This is a genomic window from Micromonospora sp. DH14, assembly GCF_029809455.1.
In the GTDB taxonomy this organism is placed as follows: domain Bacteria; phylum Actinomycetota; class Actinomycetes; order Mycobacteriales; family Micromonosporaceae; genus Micromonospora; species Micromonospora parva.
On sequence record NZ_JARVKT010000029.1, the window covers coordinates 1 to 14,753 of the forward strand.

Annotated in this window: 18 protein-coding genes; 11 read left to right on the top strand and 7 right to left on the bottom strand. The window is 71.7% G+C overall.

Going from position 1 to position 14,753, the window contains the following annotated elements; translation table 11 throughout:
- Nucleotides 1-117 precede the first annotated feature (117 nt).
- From QCZ28_RS27215 to QCZ28_RS27230, 4 genes are all read left to right on the top strand, one after another.
- Nucleotides 118-1,134: an NAD-dependent epimerase/dehydratase family protein gene (locus QCZ28_RS27215; RefSeq protein ID WP_279519302.1), complete on the top strand. Its 1,017-nt coding sequence runs from the start codon at nt 118-120 to the stop codon at nt 1,132-1,134.
- A 74-nt stretch (nt 1,135-1,208) separates the two neighbouring features.
- On the top strand, nt 1,209-2,123 hold the full coding sequence (locus tag QCZ28_RS27220) for a MurR/RpiR family transcriptional regulator (RefSeq protein WP_279519303.1): 915 nt from the start codon (nt 1,209-1,211) through the stop codon (nt 2,121-2,123).
- Nucleotides 2,120-3,061 (top strand): N-acetylmuramic acid 6-phosphate etherase, encoded by a 942-nt coding sequence (locus QCZ28_RS27225; RefSeq protein WP_279519304.1) that lies wholly within the window; start codon nt 2,120-2,122, stop codon nt 3,059-3,061. Before QCZ28_RS27220 ends, QCZ28_RS27225 begins: the two co-directional genes overlap by 4 nt.
- Before the next feature lie 379 nt (nt 3,062-3,440).
- Nucleotides 3,441-4,430 carry a sigma-70 family RNA polymerase sigma factor gene (locus tag QCZ28_RS27230; RefSeq protein WP_203148097.1) on the top strand — a complete coding sequence of 330 codons (990 nt, stop codon included), beginning with the start codon at nt 3,441-3,443 and terminating at the stop codon, nt 4,428-4,430.
- A gap of 73 nt (nt 4,431-4,503) precedes the next feature.
- Here QCZ28_RS27230 and QCZ28_RS27235 read toward each other — a convergent pair whose 3' ends face one another.
- Nucleotides 4,504-5,481 carry a C40 family peptidase gene (locus tag QCZ28_RS27235; RefSeq protein WP_279519305.1) on the bottom strand — a complete coding sequence of 326 codons (978 nt, stop codon included), beginning with the start codon at nt 5,479-5,481 and terminating at the stop codon, nt 4,504-4,506.
- Between the two features lie 500 nt (nt 5,482-5,981).
- Here QCZ28_RS27235 and QCZ28_RS27240 point away from each other — a divergent pair, with 500 nt between their 5' ends.
- Nucleotides 5,982-6,503, top strand: a complete 522-nt coding sequence (locus QCZ28_RS27240) for a DUF6232 family protein (RefSeq protein ID WP_279519306.1) — start codon at nt 5,982-5,984, stop codon at nt 6,501-6,503.
- An 85-nt stretch (nt 6,504-6,588) separates the two neighbouring features.
- Here QCZ28_RS27240 and QCZ28_RS27245 read toward each other — a convergent pair whose 3' ends face one another.
- Nucleotides 6,589-6,915: a DUF3817 domain-containing protein gene (locus QCZ28_RS27245; RefSeq protein WP_279519307.1), complete on the bottom strand. Its 327-nt coding sequence runs from the start codon at nt 6,913-6,915 to the stop codon at nt 6,589-6,591.
- A gap of 25 nt (nt 6,916-6,940) precedes the next feature.
- A complete protein-coding gene (locus QCZ28_RS27250; protein ID WP_279519308.1) occupies nt 6,941-7,363 on the bottom strand; it encodes a hypothetical protein in 423 nt (140 codons plus the stop codon).
- A 134-nt stretch (nt 7,364-7,497) separates the two neighbouring features.
- Here QCZ28_RS27250 and QCZ28_RS27255 point away from each other — a divergent pair, with 134 nt between their 5' ends.
- From QCZ28_RS27255 to QCZ28_RS27265, 3 genes are read left to right on the top strand one after another with little or no spacing between them, the layout of a single operon-like run.
- Nucleotides 7,498-7,836 (top strand): DUF6158 family protein, encoded by a 339-nt coding sequence (locus tag QCZ28_RS27255; RefSeq protein WP_279519309.1) that lies wholly within the window; start codon nt 7,498-7,500, stop codon nt 7,834-7,836.
- A complete protein-coding gene (locus QCZ28_RS27260; protein ID WP_279519310.1) occupies nt 7,836-8,168 on the top strand; it encodes an SRPBCC family protein in 333 nt (110 codons plus the stop codon). The genes QCZ28_RS27255 and QCZ28_RS27260 overlap by 1 nt, the downstream gene beginning before the upstream one ends.
- Before the next feature lie 57 nt (nt 8,169-8,225).
- Nucleotides 8,226-8,765, top strand: a complete 540-nt coding sequence (locus QCZ28_RS27265; protein WP_279519311.1) for a DUF1360 domain-containing protein — start codon at nt 8,226-8,228, stop codon at nt 8,763-8,765.
- A 54-nt stretch (nt 8,766-8,819) separates the two neighbouring features.
- On the opposite strand, the gene QCZ28_RS27270 is transcribed toward QCZ28_RS27265, so the two are convergent.
- The 3 genes from QCZ28_RS27270 to QCZ28_RS27280 all read right to left on the bottom strand — a co-directional run bounded on the left by QCZ28_RS27270 (nt 8,820) and on the right by QCZ28_RS27280 (nt 10,673).
- Complete coding sequence (locus QCZ28_RS27270) at nt 8,820-9,017, bottom strand: hypothetical protein (protein WP_279519312.1); 198 nt, start codon at nt 9,015-9,017, stop codon at nt 8,820-8,822.
- A 48-nt stretch (nt 9,018-9,065) separates the two neighbouring features.
- On the bottom strand, nt 9,066-9,290 hold the full coding sequence (locus QCZ28_RS27275) for a hypothetical protein (protein ID WP_279519313.1): 225 nt from the start codon (nt 9,288-9,290) through the stop codon (nt 9,066-9,068).
- A 288-nt stretch (nt 9,291-9,578) separates the two neighbouring features.
- The gene (locus QCZ28_RS27280; RefSeq protein WP_279519314.1) at nt 9,579-10,673 is read right to left on the bottom strand and encodes a 3-deoxy-7-phosphoheptulonate synthase; all 1,095 of its coding nucleotides are present in this window, start codon (nt 10,671-10,673) and stop codon (nt 9,579-9,581) included.
- Between the two features lie 273 nt (nt 10,674-10,946).
- On the opposite strand from QCZ28_RS27280, the gene QCZ28_RS27285 reads away from it, so the two are divergent.
- Nucleotides 10,947-11,165: a hypothetical protein gene (locus QCZ28_RS27285; RefSeq protein ID WP_030333347.1), complete on the top strand. Its 219-nt coding sequence runs from the start codon at nt 10,947-10,949 to the stop codon at nt 11,163-11,165.
- Here the strand turns inward: QCZ28_RS27285 and QCZ28_RS27290 are convergent.
- Nucleotides 11,132-11,869 carry a phosphodiesterase gene (locus QCZ28_RS27290; RefSeq protein ID WP_279519315.1) on the bottom strand — a complete coding sequence of 246 codons (738 nt, stop codon included), beginning with the start codon at nt 11,867-11,869 and terminating at the stop codon, nt 11,132-11,134. The two genes, QCZ28_RS27285 and QCZ28_RS27290, sit on opposite strands and share 34 nt — an antisense overlap.
- A 102-nt stretch (nt 11,870-11,971) precedes the next feature.
- Here QCZ28_RS27290 and QCZ28_RS27295 point away from each other — a divergent pair, with 102 nt between their 5' ends.
- Together QCZ28_RS27295 and QCZ28_RS27300 are read left to right on the top strand one after the other, a co-directional pair.
- Complete coding sequence (locus tag QCZ28_RS27295; RefSeq protein ID WP_030333351.1) at nt 11,972-13,261, top strand: pitrilysin family protein; 1,290 nt, start codon at nt 11,972-11,974, stop codon at nt 13,259-13,261.
- Nucleotides 13,258-14,595, top strand: a complete 1,338-nt coding sequence (locus QCZ28_RS27300; RefSeq protein ID WP_279519316.1) for a pitrilysin family protein — start codon at nt 13,258-13,260, stop codon at nt 14,593-14,595. Before QCZ28_RS27295 ends, QCZ28_RS27300 begins: the two co-directional genes overlap by 4 nt.
- The last annotated feature ends 158 nt before the right edge of the window (nt 14,596-14,753 follow it).

The window sequence follows — 14,753 nt, forward strand, 5'->3', positions numbered from 1 at the left end:
GTGATCATGAAGTTGTTGCCGTGACACGCCGGTCCGAGTGGCAACAACTTCATGATCACCGTCTGCCGTGGGCAGAGTGGTTGGGCTGGTCGGGTGTCGGGGGCGCAGGATCGCTGCATGCGGATCCTCATCCTGGGTGGCACCCAGTTCCTCGGCCGGGCGACGGCCCGGCTCGCCGTCGAGCAGGGCCACGAGGTGACCTGCGCGGCAAGGGGAGTGTCCGGTGTCGTGCCGGCCGGGGCGCGGTTCGTCCCGGTCGACCGCGATGATCCGCAGGCGCTCGTCCCGCTGGCCGACGCGGGCTTCGACGCCGTGATCGACGTGACCCGCCAGATCAGTCACGCCCGGCACGCGCTCGCCGCGCTCGCCGATCACGTCGGCCACTGGTCGTTCGTGTCCACGATGTCGGTGTACGCGGACAACACCACCCCGGGCCAGAGCGCCGCGGACGCGCCCGTGCTGCCGGCCGCCCCGGCGGACGTGGACGGTCCGGTCGGCCCGGATCACCGCTGGTACGGCGAGTGCAAGGTGAGCATCGAGGAGCTGGTGCGGGAGCGGATGGGGGTGGACCGTTCGTTCGTCTGCCGGGCGGGGTTGATCGTCGGCCCCGAGGATCCGAGCGACCGTTTCCCGTACTGGGTGCGGCGGCTGTCGGCCGGTGGCGAGGTGCTGGCCCCCGGAGCGCCGACCGACCGGGTGCAGTTCGTGGACGTCGCCGACCTGGCGGGTTGGTTGCTGCACGCCGCCGGCACCCGCCTCGGCGGCACGTACGACGGCATCGGGCCGGCGATGACCCGGGCGGACCTGCTGGCCGGGGTCGCGGCCGGGCTGGACCTGGCAGAACCCGTCCTGACCTGGGTCGATCAGGAGTTCCTGAGCTCCCACGACGTCCGCGAGTGGTCGGGGGAGCGGGCGCTGCCGCTGTGGGTGCGACTGCCGGAGTACGGCGGCCTGATGGACCGCGACGCCCGACCTTCTCTGCACGCCGGGTTGGCGATCCGTCCGCTGCCGGACACCGTTCGGGCGACCGCGTCCTGGATGGCAGCGCATCCGGCCGCCGTACGGCAGGGTGGTCTCGACCCGGCGGATGAGGCGGTGGTCCTGGGGGAGTGGCAGGCTGTGCGGGACCGGTGATCCCGGCTGCCGACACTTTTCCCTACCGGACAGTCATAGTTGACGCTCACGCCTGGTGAAAGTAAGTTTCACCCGTGGCGAAGAGTCCGAAGATTTCTGCGAGAAACGAGCCCGGTGGACTGATCGTCCACATCAGTGGGTTGCTGCCATCGCTGTCGCCCGCCGAGCAGCGGGTCGCCCGGCTGGTCGTCTCCGACCCGGCGGCCGCCGCCCGGCGGACAATCACCGACCTCGCCACCGCAGCCGAGACGTCGGAGGCGACCGTCATCCGGTTCTGCCGTTCGGTGGGCATGGACGGTTACCCCCAGCTGCGCATCCGCCTCGCCGCCGAGGCCGCCCGGCGGATCGAGCCACCGGACGCCCGAGTCGTCGGCGGTGACATCCCGCCCGGCGCCGACCTGGCCCAGATCATCGCCACCATCGCGTTCAACGACGCCCGGGCCGTCGAGGAGACCGCCGAGCAACTCGACCCGGCCGTCTGCGAGCAGGTGGTCGAGGCGATCAGCGGCGCCGGTCGGATCGACATCTACGGCGCCGGCGCCAGCGGCTTCGTCGCCTCGGACTTCCAGCAGAAGCTGCACCGCATCGGGCGGATCGCCTTCTACTTCCCGGACGTGCACACCGCGCTGACCTCGGCCGCCCTCCTGGGCCGGGGCGACGTGGCGATCGGCATCTCGCACACCGGCACCACCTCCGACGTGATCGAGGTGCTGGAGCAGGCCCGCACCCGCGGCGCCGCGACGGTGGCCCTGACCAACTTCCCGCGCTCGCCGATCGCCGACGTGGCGGACTTCGTGTTGACCACGGCGGCCCGGGAGACCACCTACCGCTCCGGCGCGACGGCCAGCCGGCTGGCCCAGCTCACCGTGGTCGACTGCCTCTTCGTCGGTGTGGCCGCCCGCAACCGTGCCCGGGCCCGCAAGGCCCTGGAGGCGACCGCCGAGGCGGTCCAGTCGCACCGGGTGGGTGCCAACCGGAGGCGGGCATGACGGCCGGTGCGGAGATGCCCGCACCGCCCGCTCGCCCGACGGTCCGGGTGGGTGCTCCGACCGAACGGCGTAACCCGCTCAGCGTCGACCTGGACCTGATGTCGACCCGGGACGTGCTCACCGTGATCAACGACGCGGACCGGCGGGTGCCCGCCGCCGTCGCCGCGGTGCTCGACGAGATCGCCACCACCGTCGACCTGGCGGTCGAGGCGCTTCGCGGCGGTCACCGGGTGCACTACTTCGGTGCCGGCACATCCGGCCGACTGGGCGTGATCGACGCGGCCGAGCTGGCCCCCACCTTCAACTCGCCCCGGCACTGGTTCTGCGCACACCTCGCGGGCGGCCCGGACGCCATGTGGCGGGCAGTCGAGGACGCCGAGGACGATGACCGGGGCGGCGCGGTCGAAGCGGCCAGTTGTGTCCGTGCCGGGGACCTGGTGGTTGGTCTGGCGGCCAGCGGACGCACCCCGTACGTCCTCGGGGCGCTCGCCGCAGCCGGCGCCATCGACGCTTCCACGGTGCTGCTCTGCGCCAATCCGGAGGCGGAGGCCGCCCGGTCGGTGGACGTGTTCATCGGGGTGGACACCGGACCCGAGGTGGTCACCGGGTCGACCCGGATGAAGGCGGGCACCGCGCAGAAGTTGGTGCTCAACACGTTCTCGACCGCCGTCATGGTGCGCCTGGGGCGGGTCTACTCGAACCTCATGATCGACATGGTGGCCACCAACGCGAAACTCCGCGGACGAATGATCTCGATTCTGGTCGAGGCCACCGGCTGCTCGGAGGAGATCTCCCGGCAGGCCCTCACCGAGGCCGACGGTGACCTGAAGACGGCGCTCGTCTCCCTCGTCTCCGGCGCCGAGATCGACGCCGCCCGGGCCGCGTTGGCCCGCTCGGCGGACCAGGTGCGCGGCGCCCTCGCCCTGCTCGCCTCCTAACGCCGCCCACCCCCCGGGAAGCGAACCGGGCTTCGGATTGTTCATCTGGCCGGGGGGTAATAACACCCCCGTGGATGAACCGACCGGTTCACCGGTGCGTATCTGGCAGTGAGCAGGATCGCATCGTGGTGGTGACCCGGGTCGCTGTCCCCCGCGGCGGGCGGTGTTGCCATGGTGCGGTAACCCGTACGTGGTGCCCAATGGTGAGCCCACCCGATGGGGTGCTGACAGCAAACATGGACCGTGCTCTCAGCTACTACTCAGGCATTCGTGACACTTTCGACTCACGGCGAGGAATCCCCGACACGTCTCATCTGTTGTGTAGGTGTCAGCACCGATGGGCACAGCAGAAGTTACCAGGGGCTGACAGGCGTGGGAAATGGCAAGGAACCGGGCAACCGGCGCGAGCGAGGGGACCGTGGGCAACGTGGACAAGAACATCGGCATGCGAACCGACGAGGTTGCCGAGGAGCGCGACCTGGTCGGCGTCTACCTGCACGAGATCTCCCGGACGCCACTGCTGGACGCCGCCAAGGAGGTCGATCTCTCCAAGGCGATCGAGGCCGGCCTCTACGCCGAGCACCTGCTCGGTGAGGAAGCCGTTCCCGCCGGTGTCGACCGGGCCGACCTGGAGTGGCTGGTCGTCGAGGGGGAGCGGGCGAAGGACCTCTTCATCCGCGCCAACCTCCGGCTGGTCGTGTCGATCGCCCGGCGCTACGTACGCTCCGGGATGCCCATGCTGGACCTGATCCAGGAGGGCAACACCGGCCTCGTCCGGGCGGTCGAGAAGTTCGACTACGAGCGTGGATACAAGTTCTCCACCTACGCCACCTGGTGGATCCGGCAGGCGATCAGCCGGGCGATCGCCCAGCAGGAGCGCACCGTCCGACTCCCGGTGCACCTGGTGGAGGACGTCAACCGGATGCGCAACGTGGCGCGGCAGCTGACCCGCGAGTTGGGCAGCGACCCGGAGCCGGAGCAGATCGCCGCCGCCCTTGGCGTCACCGTCGAGCGGGTGAACGAGCTGCGCCGCTGGTCGCAGGACACCGTTTCGCTGGACACCCCGGTGGGTGACGACGGCGACACGAACCTCGGCGACCTGGTGGCCGACAGTGACGCGCCGTCGCCCGAGGACATCGTGCTCAGCGGCCTGGAGCGGCAGCGCATCGAGGGGCTGCTCAACCACCTCGACGACCGGTCCGCCGGCATCATGCGGGCCCGCTACGGGCTGGAGGACGGCCGGGAGCACTCGCTCACCGAGGTCGCGTCCCGGTTCTCGCTGTCCCGCGAGCGGATCCGGCAGTTGGAGATCCAGGCCCTCGGCCGGCTCCGTGAGCTGGCCCGGGCAGAGGGGCTGCAGGCAGCCTGACCTGGTAGTAATGACGGCGAACGGCCGGCGTCCGATAGGGGGACGCCGGCCGTTCGCCGTTTGCCGAGCGTGGTCAGCGAACCCGACCGTAACCCTGGATGGGCATCATGTTCATGCCGCGCTTGAGCACGTTGCGACCGGCGCTGGGCGCGTCGATCACCTGGCCGCCGCCCACGTAGAGGGCGACGTGCCCGAGCCCGCTGTAGAAGACCAGGTCGCCGGGGCTCAGGTCGCTTCGCCCGATGTGGGTGACCGCGCTCCACTGCATCCGGGTGTTGTGCGGCAGGGACTTCCCGGCCGCCCGCCAGGCCGCCGAGGTCAGCCCGGAACAGTCGTACCCGTTCGGCCCGTCACCCGCCCACACGTACGGCTTGCCGATCGCGCCGAACGCGTAGCGCACCGCCGTGCCGGCGGCGCCGGACACGGCGGGCACGTTCTTCGCCTCGTTCTTCGCCGCAGTGGGCTCGGGTCGTTCGGTGGCGGCCCCGTACGCCTGCCGGCGCAGCTCGTACAGCTTGGCCAGGTCCTGCTCGATCTGCTTCTTTCCCGCGGCGAGCTGGCGAGCCTGCGCCGCCTGCCGGGCCAGCGTGGCGTCCAGGCTGGCCTTCTCGTCGAGCAGTCGCTGCTGATTGGCGGTGAAGCCGGAGATGCTCGCCTGCCGTTGGCGGGTCAACTGTTCGACGGTGCCGAGCCGGTCCAGCAGCGTGGCCGAACCACCGGGACGCAGCAGCGCGTCAGCGGTGCGCAGGCTGCCGCTCTTGTACGCGGTGGAGGCGATCTTGGCGACGTCGGCCCGGCTCTGCTCGACCTGCTGTTCGAGCGGGCCGATGCGGTCCTGTAATCGGGCCACTGCGGCCTCGTTCGTCTTGATCTCCTCACGCAGCTTGTTGTACGACTCGACGACCCGCTCCAGCTCCGCCGAGGACGTCTCGATCCGGCGGGTCAGCTCGGCGGGGGACGGCTCGGCCTGGGCCACCGCCGTCGGGGCGATCAGCGCGGCGGACATGCCGACCAGCGCCACGGTGCGCAGCAGATTTCTCAGGGATGACAAGAGCGAAAGGCCCCTCTCCCACGGCCGCCGGGGCTGCTGATGCCCGCGACGACACCGGCCGGGGCCATCCGGGCGGACGGCACTGGGCCGGACCGGCTCGCCCAACCTAACCCGGGACGGATGTCACTCGCAGTTGAAGCAGTGGCGAAAGTTGGCGGAGTTGCCGGTCGTGGCCGGTGTGTTGGGTGGCGTCATCGTGGCTGATGACGACTCAGAACAGGCGAACATCGCCCCTTTTGAGGATCAGTGACGGATATGCGACTTTCGTCGTTCCCGGCGTATGCCGCCGGATTCCTGGCCGCCATAACCGATAAAACCTGAAATGGATGCTGTTTCTCGGCGATGTCACCCGCCGGGGTGGGCTGTCGGGAGCCCGCAAATGCCCAGGTCGACTGGCAATGCCGAAACACAATGAAGTCCGGAGCCGGGAATCCCGTCGGCAGATGGCGATGACTGTCACTGGCGGTCCACCCGGCCAACCGTCCCCTGCGGGAGGAACCGTGAATCGTGAAGGCGCAAAGACGCGACCGCCGCGAACGGTGCCGGGCGCCCGGTCGACCCTGCTGTACGCGCGGCCCGGCATCATCGTGACCGTCGACCGGTTCACCGTCGGTCGCAACAGCTACCGGGTCGCCGACCTGACCCATCTGCGTACCACCCGAGGCCCGCACGACCGGATCGCCGTCCGGGCCGTCGTCCTCACCGCCAGCATGCTCGGCGGGGTGGGGGTGCTCCTCGGCTTCACCGGCGGTCTGCAACGTCTCACCGCCGAGGCGTACCTGATCCTCGGCGCGGTGTTCCTGCTCCCGGCCGCGCTCGCAGTGGTCGGTGACCGCTGGCGGCCGCCGCCGCACGAGCTGTGGGGGTGGTACCGGGGAACGGAGGTGCTGCTGTTCAGCGCCGACGACGAACGGCAGTTCGGCCAGGTCACCCGGTCGCTGCTGCGGGCCCGGGAGGTCAACCGCTACGGCAGCTGGGTCGATCCGCTCGCCGCGGCGGACCCGTGGCGGCCCAACCGCTGACGCCCCGACCCGCCCGGGTGATCCTGCGACGGGCAGACCAGTCTGGGCGGTGCGGACCCAACTGCCGTAGCTGACCGACGGTACGTCAGCTGGCGACCGTCTCCGGGGTGCGTTGCACCGGTCGGGTCAGCCACCCGCTGACCCGGCGCTCGGCGTAGAACGAGACGAACGGCACGGTGCCGGCCAGCATCACCAGGAGCATCCGCTTCAACGGCCAGTCGGCCCGCCGGCTCAGGTCGAACGCGGCCACCAGGTAGATCATGTAGAGGAAGCCGTGCGCCGGCCCCACCGTCTCCACCACGACCGGGTTGTCGAACGCGTACTTCAGTGGCATGCCGATCACGACCAGCAGGATCAGCACCACGCCCACGATCCAGGCGATCACGCGGTACCGGGTAAGGGCAGCGCCCACCTTTGTCCGTCCTTCCGAGCCCGGCTCAGCCGGGATAGTCACCGGGCCGGGCACCCGGATTGGCGTTCAACCATGACAGATAGTGGTTGTAGGCGGCCAGATCGGTGTCCTCGCCGACGTCACCGGTGGCCGGCACCCGGGACACCCGCACCGGTCGGCGTACCGCCGGTCGGGACCCGGTGGTGACCGTCGGCGCCGGCTCGACGGCCGGGTCCACGGGCGGTGTGTCGGCCTCCGTCGCCCTGCGGCGGGCCAGCTTCACCTCACGCCACCAGACGTAGACCACGAAACCGGCGAAGATCGGCCACTCGACCGCGTACCCCCAGCTCAGGCTGTTGCCGGCGGTGGCCCGGCTGATCTGCCACCAGCCCAGCCCGAGGAAGCCCACGACCAGCACGACCATGGCCACGTGGCGCGCGATCCACGCCGGAGTCCAGAGCCGCCTCATGGCATCGAGGGTACCGGGGACGCCGCCGGTCTCCGACACCGTGTCGTAGTTGTCGCCTGGTCGGCGTGGTTTGGCATCAGCACGTCTGGGCAATCGTCTAGACGCCAGCCCAAACGAGATCAAGGGGGGCGATCATGACCGGATCGGTACGTGAGGACGGCTTCGCGTCCAGCGGCGGCGCGGATATGAGCCCGGAGCAGCGGGTGCCCGAGTGGGGCGGCGATGAGCTGGCCGACCCGGCCGGTGCTTCCGGTCTCGACGGCGATCTGCCCGGCATCGACCCGACGGAGCTGACCGACGAGGACCTGATCCGCGAGATGCACAGCCTGCACCGCACCCGCCTGGACACCCTGCGGCACGCTGCGGACTCCGCACTCGCCAACCACCTGCGACGCACGGCGGAGCTGGAGACCGAGTACCTGGCCCGCCACCCGGGTCGCGAGGTCGATCCCAGCCGCCTGCGGGACGCCTGATGTCGGCGCGCGCCGTACGCGGCATGTCCGCGCCGCCCGAGGTGGTCTTCAGCACGGCCACCGACCCCGACCGTGCCTCGGCCTGGCTGCCGGAACCACTGCGTGGCGACGGCAGCCCGGCCGCGGAGATCGACGGCGACGAGCTGCGTGCCCGGTGGGGCGACACCGACGACTGGTCCGCCGAGATCCGGGTCGAGCCGGCGGATTCCGGTGGCGCCCGGATCGAACTCGACCTGACCGACGGGTCGGGCGGGCCCGGGCCGGACCAGCTGGCCGACCAGGCGCTCACCAACCTGGCCCGCGAGGTCGCCGACAACCTCCAGGCCGGCTGAGCCGGCCGAGCGGGACGCCGCTCCCGCCGCCACCACCACGACACGTGAGGAGATCGGGTGAGCGACACTGGCCTGCGACAGAAGGCGGCCCGGCTGCGCCGGGCGTACGCGCCGCACGAACACCGGCCGCTCGGCGGCTACCTGGTGGCGATGGGCGCCTACGCCGGGGTGACCGGTGCGCTCGCCGGCCTGGTCAAGGCGACCGGTCGGCCGGTGCCGGAGCGCCCCGCGCCGTCCGACGTGGTGCTGCTCTCCATCGCCACGCACAAGCTGAGCCGGCTGCTGTCCAAGGACGCGGTGACGAGCCCGCTGCGGGCGCCGTTCACCCGCTACGACCGCCCGATCGGCAGCGGCGAGGTGATGGAACAGGTCCGCGACTCGGGCAGCCCGACCCGGCACGCCATCGGCGAGTTGCTGAGCTGCCCGTTCTGCCTGGCCGTCTGGGTGGCCACCGGGCTGACCGGTGGCCTGGTCCTCGCGCCCCGGCTCACCCGCCTGGTGGCGACCGCGCTGACCGCGGTCGCCGCGTCCGACTTCCTCCAGATGGCGTACGCGACGGCCCAGCAGGCCGCCGAGGGCGGGCACGGCGAAGACTGATCAGCACGCACGAAAAGGGGGGCCGGCGGAAGCTGGCCCCCCTTCTCGTACCCCTCAGCGCTGCATGCCGGACCAACCGTGCGGCGACTCCGGCTCCCGTTCGTGCTCGTCCGCCCCGGTGATGATGTCCCGGTCCACCGCCGTGCGGTCGTGCTCGTTGGCGAAGTCCGGCTCGGGCGTGGTGTCAGTGCCCTTGGGCGGCTGACCCAGCGCCGGCATTTTCTCGTCGTGGTCCTCGTCGTGGTGCGTCATGTGGTGTCCCTTCTGCTGTCGCTCACGCGGCGGAGCTGGCACAGGCGCTCAGCCGATGGAACCACCCAGCAGGTCGCTGGCCTCGTCCACCGCGTACTCGCCCTCGGGCAGCGCGTCGATCCGGGCGAGCAGGTCCGGCGGGAGTTCGGCGGCCACCGCCCGGCGGTAGATGTCCGCCTGGGTGACCCGTTCCTGCCCCCGGTAGAGGTCGTCGAGCAGGTCGTCGAGGGCCCGGGTGTCCGGCTCGCCGGCTACTGATGCGTCGTCGGTCACGTCGTTCAGCTACCCCGGGCGGAATCGGTCAAACGTCACGCCACCGGGCCGGCCGTCGCCTCCGGAGGGTTCGAGGGGGCTACCGACAGCGCCGCCCCCGGCCTTGTGGGCCGGGGGCGGCGCTGGTGTCGGTGTGCAGGTCGCCTCTCGGCGAGTGGCGCTACGCGGCTCCAGCCGGACGGTATTCCGCGAAGGCTATTTAGGTGAGGCCCGGGGACACTGGGCACACCGACACCCCAGTCAACGAGCCGACCCCCGCTCGTGTTCCGTGCGGCCCGGTGTCGGCGGTCACACCGTCGTCGGCACTGTGGCCCGGCGGGCCCGCACGGCCGAGGCGAGGTGGTCGAGCACCTCGGCGGTGTCGTCCCAGCCGAGGCAGGCGTCGGTGACCGACCGGCCGTACTCCAGCTGCCGGGTCGGGTCGAGCTCCTGTCGGCCGGGCAGCAGGAACGACTCCAGCATCACACCGGTGATCCCACGCTGGCCGGCGGCCAGTTGCGCTGCCACGTCCGCGGCCACCAGCGGCTGGTTGCGGTGATCCTTGCCGCTGTTGGCGTGACTGGCGTCGATCACCAGCCGCTCCGGCAGGTCGGCGGCGCGCAGCAGATCGAGCGCCCCGGCGACCGACGCGGCGTCGTAGTTGGGCCGGCCGCCCCCGCCGCGCAGCACCAGGTGCCCGTCGGTGTTGCCCCGGGTGTGCATGATCGCCGGGGTGCCGGAGAAGTCGATGCCGGGGAAGACGTGCGGAACCCCGGCGGCGCGGATCGCATCCACCGCCGTGCCGATGCTGCCGTCCGGGCGGTTCTTCATGCCGATCGGCATCGACAGGCCGGAAGCCAACTGCCGGTGCACCTGACTCTCCACGGTGCGGGCGCCGATCGCGCCCCAGGCCACCGTGTCCGCGATGTACTGCGGGGTGATCGGGTCGAGGAACTCGCAACCCACCGGCAGGCCGAGACGCAGCACGTCGAGCAGGAGCGCCCGCGCCAACCGCAGCCCGGTGTTGACGTCCCCGCTGCCGTCCAGCCCCGGGTCGTTGATCAGGCCCTTCCAGCCGACCGTGGAGCGTGGCTTCTCGAAGTAGACCCGCATGACGATCAGCAGGTCGTCGGCCAGCCGGTCGGCCGCCGTCCGCAGCCGCTGCGCGTAGTCGAGGGCGGCGGCCGGGTCATGCACCGAGCAGGGACCGACCACCACCAGCAGGCGGTCGTCCTCGCGGTCCAGCACGCGCCCCACCGCACGGCGGCCGTTCAGTACGGCCGACGCGAGCGGGGGATCAAGGGGCAACTCGTGGTGCAGCAGGGCGGGCGTGGTCAGCGGCACGACACGGTCGATCCGCTGATCGCTGACCCGATCGGTCTCCGGGGTCGTCACGGTGGGCATCCTTCCGCCGACCGTGCCCGGGGCCGGTGCCCGGGACGAGCCGGCTGCTCGTACGCAAAAGGGCAGGAACGACAGCTCCTGCCCAGCCGGCTCGGTCCGTGGTGACGTCAGTTCATGGTGAAGTCACCGGCGTGCGAGCCGGCTGCCTAAACCATCGATAGGAACGCGTCACCCGGCCAGCGTACCCGACCCGACGCGGTCACCCGGCCCGTCGTCCCAAGATGCGGAGCGAACATCGCGTGCCAGGGGTGCGGTCGGGGTAACAGGGGTCCCATGACACACGAACAGAGCGATCAGGACCGGGTGGAGTCCCGTGCACACCACCTCCTGCCCGAGGAGACGGCGGTGGGCAGCGACGACCCGGAGGCGCAGGCGGAGGCCATCCTCACCGAGTCGGACATCCGCACGGCGGACCAGAACGCCGCCCCGGACACGGTGCTGGAACGTCGTACCTCGGATCAGACCGTTGTCGCTGTCGAACCGCCGGACTGAGCGGTCGCCCCGCGCGCCCGGCGCGACCCCCGGTAGGTCTGGTCGCGCAGCCAGGCCAGCGGACCTGCCAGCCGCAGTTCGGCTGGCAGGTTGCGCGTCGGGTCGAACGCGAGCGCCGCGTCCTGCTCGGCGCTGAGCTGGGCACCGAGGCTGACCTGCCCGACCAGCCGCCACGGCCCCACCGCCGACGCGACCGCGAGCACCAGGCGCGGGGTGTCCGTGCGCGTCGCGGCGGCCACCGTGGCCAGGCTGCGGCCCAGGTCGGCCGCGTCCGGGTCGGCCAACGCGGCCAGCCAGAGGCGTCGGCGACCCGCGCGGTAGCACGTGATCGTGCTGTACGTGCCGGTGAAGCGGCGGCGGGGCAGCGGCAGGTTCCGCAGCACCGGGGCCGCGCCGCTGGAGCTGACCAACAGGTCGAACGGACGGCCGTCGTCGCGGTGCAGGCGCACCGCGAGGCCCAGCACGTCGGGCCAACTGCCCGGCGTGGGCGTGCCCTTGGAGAGCCGGACGGTGGTCCGGTACCGGCCCGGGTCGTCGAGCAGAGCGACCCCGGTGGGAGGTCCCGGCGTACCCCAGATCACCGTCTCGCCGACGAACGAGCGACCGGCCGGATGCAGCAACCGGCCGCGGCGCAGCCGGCCGAGTGCGGTGCTGGCGCGTTCGACGGCGGTGGCGGCCCGGGACGGGGGCGGGGTGACGGTCATTCCCCTCCGGTACCCCGCGCGGCCGCACCGATGCCGCCCGGGTCGGCTCGCCGACCGACAGCGCGTCACCTTTCCGCCCCCGAGATCGGATAGCGTCGGGGCATGCCCGACAGCGGTTACCCCTGGCCCATTCAGACGTCCCGACTGGACAACGGCCTGCGCGTGGTGGTGAGTGAGGATCGCACCGCGCCCGCCGTGGCCGTCAACCTCTGGTACGACGTCGGCTCCCGGCACGAGCCGGCCGGGCAGACCGGTTTCGCCCACCTCTTCGAGCACCTGATGTTCGAAGGCTCGGTGAACGTGGCGAAGACCGAGCACATGAAGCTGATCCAGGGCTCCGGCGGCTCGCTCAACGCCACCACCAACCCGGACCGGACCAACTACTTCGAGACGGTCCCGGCCGAGCACCTCGAGCTGGCGCTCTGGTTGGAAGCCGACCGGATGGGCGGCCTGGTCCCCGCCCTCACCCAGGAGACGCTGGACAACCAGCGGGACGTGGTGAAGAACGAGCGCCGGCAGCGCTACGAGAACGTGCCGTACGGGGACGCCTGGCTGCGACTGCTGCCGATGCTCTACCCGCCGGGGCACCCCTACCACCACGCCACGATCGGCTCGATGGCCGACCTGAACGCCGCCGACCTCGCCACCTTCCAGGCGTTCCATCAGACCTACTACGCGCCGAACAACGCGGTGCTCACCGTGGTCGGCGACGCCACCGCCACCGACGTGTTCGCGCTCGCCGACAAGTACTTCGGCGCGCTGCCCGCCCGCGACGACATCCCGCCGGCGCCGGACGGCCGCAGCGTCCCCGCCACCGGGCAGACGGCCGTCGAGTCGGTCAGCGCCGACGTGCCGGCGCCGCGGGTGTACATCGCCCACCGCAGCTACCCGTTCGGCAGCCCGGGGTACGACGTGATCACCGTGCTCGCCACGGTCCTCGGCAGCGGCCGAGGCAGCCGGCTCTACCAGCGCCTCGCCGACGGCGAGAGGATCGCGCAACCGGACCTGGTCGGGGCGTACGGGGTGGACCTCGCGCACGGCCCGGCACCACTGATCGCCACCGCCACCGCCCGCCCCGGAGTGAGCGCCGAGCGGCTGGCCGAAGGGTTGGCCGAGGTCGTCGACGAGCTGGCCACCGTGCCAGTCACCGCCGCCGAACTGGACCGGGCCAAGGCGTTGCTCAGCACCGGCTGGTGGCGTCAGCTGTCCACCGTCGACGGTCGCGCCGACCTGCTCGGCCGGTACGCCACGCAGTTCGGTGACCCGGCCCGCGTCGCCGACCACCTGCCGGCGCTGCTCGCGGTCACCGCCGAGCAGATCGCCGAGGCCGCCGCCGACGTGCTCGCCACCGACCGGGTGACCTTGACCTACCTGCCCGAGGAGACCTCATGACGCTGATCGCCGACCGTCCCGGCCCGGGTGCCGCCCGCCCGTACCGGTTCCCGCCGGTGGTCCGCCGCGCCGTGGCCGGTGGTCAGGTCGTCGCCGCGCACCTGCCGGGGCAGAACCTCGCCGTGGCCCTGCTGCTGCTCGACGTGGGCGCGGGCCAGGAGCCGGTCGGCAAGGAGGGCCTCTCCGGTGTGCTGGCCAAGGCGTTGGAGGAGGGGACCGCGCAGCGGGACGCCGCCGCGTACGCCCTCGCCGTCGAAGGGCTCGGCACCGCGTTGTCGACCGGCCTGGACTGGGACTCGTTCCAGGCCAGCGTGGTGATCCCGGTGGACCGGCTGAACGCGGCAGTGGAGTTGCTGGCCGAGGCGGTCCGCACGCCCAGGCTGGACCCCGCCGACGTACGCCGGGTCCGCGACGACGAGGCGACAGCGCTCCGCATGGACTGGGCCAACCCCGGCCCGCGCGCCGACGCCGCGCTGCGGGCCGACCTGTTCGGCGCGCAGAACCGTTGGGGGCGGCCGATGCACGGCGACCCGGAGTCGGTCGCCGGGTTGGACGTGGAGGACGTCACCGTCTTCCACTCCGAGTGGTTCCTGCGCCCCGGCACCCTGATCGTCGCCGGTGACCTGGACCGGATCGACCTGGACGCGCTGGCCGCCGCGGCGTTCGCCGGCACCGGTGGTGGCCCCGCCGAGCGCGGTGGCCCGCTTGAGGTGCCGACGCACAACGGTCGGCGGATCATCCTGGTGGACCGACCCGGGTCGGTGCAGTCGACGCTGCGGTTGGGCCACCCGGCACCACACCGGGCGCACCCCGACCACGTGCCGATGACGCTCGCCGGCACGGTGCTCGGCGGCGCGTTCACGTCCCGACTCAACCACCTGCTGCGTGAGGTCCGCGGCTACACCTACGGCATCCGGGCTGACTTCGCCGCGTCGCGGCGGTTCGGTCGGTTCGCGGTCAGCTCCGGGGTGCAGACGGCGGTCACCGCGCCGGCCCTCGTCGAGGCGGTGGGCGAGATCACCCGTACCCAGGCCGGCGGGGTGACCGAGGACGAGCTGGAGGTGGCCCGCTCCTGGCGGGCCGGGCAGCTCTCGGTCGAGTTGCAGAGCCCTCGGGCGATCGCCTCCGCGCTGACCACCCTGGTGGTGCACGACCTGCCGGACGACTACCACGCGCGGTTGCGGGAGTCGTTGCTCTCCGCCGACGTGGAGCAGGTCTCCGCGGCGGCGGCCACCCACCTGCACCCGGAGGCCCTGACCCTGGTCATCGAAGGCGACGCCGCCGTCATCCGCGACGACCTGACGGCAGCGAACCTGGGCGACCTGATCGCCTGACCCCGCTGTTCTCTCCCGCGTTGATCATGAAGTTGTTGCCACCTGCCACGGCGTGTCGCGGCAATAACTTCATGATCAACGGGGTGAGGCGGGGGAGAGGTGGTCGGGGAGGGGGTGGTCGGGGTGGGGGTGTGAGGTGGGACCCGGGGGGTGGGAAA

Bases quoted from the DNA above. Each gene is read 5' to 3' on its own strand.
- QCZ28_RS27215 (WP_279519302.1), top strand. From the start codon at position 118: ATGCGGATCCTCATCCTGGGTGGCACCCAGTTCCTCGGCCGGGCGACG.
- QCZ28_RS27225 (WP_279519304.1), top strand. From the start codon at position 2,120: ATGACGGCCGGTGCGGAGATGCCCGCACCGCCCGCTCGCCCGACGGTC.
- QCZ28_RS27230 (WP_203148097.1), top strand. From the start codon at position 3,441: ATGGCAAGGAACCGGGCAACCGGCGCGAGCGAGGGGACCGTGGGCAAC.
- QCZ28_RS27250 (WP_279519308.1), bottom strand. From the start codon at position 7,363: ATGAGGCGGCTCTGGACTCCGGCGTGGATCGCGCGCCACGTGGCCATG.
- QCZ28_RS27255 (WP_279519309.1), top strand. From the start codon at position 7,498: ATGACCGGATCGGTACGTGAGGACGGCTTCGCGTCCAGCGGCGGCGCG.
- QCZ28_RS27260 (WP_279519310.1), top strand. From the start codon at position 7,836: ATGTCGGCGCGCGCCGTACGCGGCATGTCCGCGCCGCCCGAGGTGGTC.
- QCZ28_RS27270 (WP_279519312.1), bottom strand. From the start codon at position 9,017: ATGACGCACCACGACGAGGACCACGACGAGAAAATGCCGGCGCTGGGT.
- QCZ28_RS27280 (WP_279519314.1), bottom strand. From the start codon at position 10,673: ATGCCCACCGTGACGACCCCGGAGACCGATCGGGTCAGCGATCAGCGG.
- QCZ28_RS27285 (WP_030333347.1), top strand. From the start codon at position 10,947: ATGACACACGAACAGAGCGATCAGGACCGGGTGGAGTCCCGTGCACAC.
- QCZ28_RS27290 (WP_279519315.1), bottom strand. From the start codon at position 11,869: ATGACCGTCACCCCGCCCCCGTCCCGGGCCGCCACCGCCGTCGAACGC.
- QCZ28_RS27295 (WP_030333351.1), top strand. From the start codon at position 11,972: ATGCCCGACAGCGGTTACCCCTGGCCCATTCAGACGTCCCGACTGGAC.
- QCZ28_RS27300 (WP_279519316.1), top strand. From the start codon at position 13,258: ATGACGCTGATCGCCGACCGTCCCGGCCCGGGTGCCGCCCGCCCGTAC.